Below are 1,406 nucleotides of genomic sequence, written 5' to 3'. Positions count from 1 at the left end.
GATGCTACAACTACTAAAGGTGTAGATGCTACTGCGGAAGTAGGAGACATTATTTACGGTGGTTCTAATGATGCGGACGATTCTGGTTCTATTGATTACTTGATCATCAACTATGCCGGTGCACAAATCAACTCTGAATCGCAGTACAATGGATTAACACTTTATGCTGTAGGTTCTGAAACTTCCATCTCTAACGTTGCTATTCTTAACGGTACTGATGATGGTGTTGAGTTCTTTGGTGGTACGGTTTCCGCATCTAACTTCTACATGGAGAACAACCAGGATGATGCCATTGACTGGACAGAAGGTTGGAACGGTACTTTAACTGATGCCTACGTATTACACACCGAGGCTGGTTTCTCTACTGCTGTTGAAGCTGACGGCGATAATGGTAACCCTAGCTTGGTTAACCTTACCGCTGTATCTACTCAAGGTGGTACCGCGCTACAGTTCAAAAAAGAATCTGGGGCAACAATTACTGGACTTTCCCTAACTGGTTACGATACTTCTATTGATTACAGAGATGGTGGTGCGGTAACCAATGTTACTATTGATGGGGAAACTTCTAACCCAGAATTAACTTATGAAGGCCCTGCAACTGTAAGTGCTTCTATGTTTGAGTGGGCTACAGGAAATAGTGCTTCTCAATCTGCTGTTTTAACAGGCTCTGTGTCTTCTTCAGTTACCTTGGACGCAGCTACCACTTACTTCTTAAACGGTTCTTTAAGCGTAGAAGATGGCGCATCTTTAACTATTCCTGCTGGAACGCTAATTGTTGCAGATGTTGAAGCTGGTGAAGAAACAAGTACTTACATAGTTGTACAAAAAGGTGGTCAAATCTTTATTGAAGGTACTGCAGCAAACCCTGTGGTAATGACATCTTCTGGAGAAACTCCTGGAGACTGGGGTGGTTTGGTAATTGCCGGCGATGCTACAACTACTAAAGGTGTAGATGCTACTGCGGAAGTAGGAGACATTATTTACGGTGGTTCTAATGATGCGGACGATTCTGGTTCTATTGATTACTTGATTATCAACTATGCCGGTGCACAAATCAACTCTGAATCGCAGTACAATGGATTAACACTTTATGCTGTAGGTTCAGAAACTTCCATCTCTAACGTTGCTATTCTTAACGGTACTGATGATGGTGTTGAGTTCTTTGGTGGTACGGTTTCCGCATCTAACTTCTACATGGAGAACAACCAGGATGATGCCATTGACTGGACAGAAGGTTGGAACGGTACTTTAACTGATGCCTACGTATTACACACCGAGGCTGGTTTCTCTACTGCTGTTGAAGCTGACGGCGATAATGGTAACCCTAGCTTGGTTAACCTTACCGCTGTATCTACTCAAGGTGGTACCGCTTTACAGTTCAAAAAAGAATCTGGGGCAACAATTAC

1 protein-coding gene is annotated in these 1,406 nt (G+C 43.1%); it reads left to right on the top strand.

The features are described 5' to 3' along the window. On the top strand, positions 1 to 1,406 hold a 1,406-nt coding region (locus tag BUL40_RS15635; protein ID WP_080320001.1), incomplete at both ends, for a hypothetical protein.

It is taken from the genome of Croceivirga radicis (genome assembly GCF_002072105.2).
Taxonomy (GTDB): Bacteria; Bacteroidota; Bacteroidia; order Flavobacteriales; family Flavobacteriaceae; genus Croceivirga; species Croceivirga radicis.
This window is presented reverse-complemented; position numbering and strand designations above follow the sequence as displayed.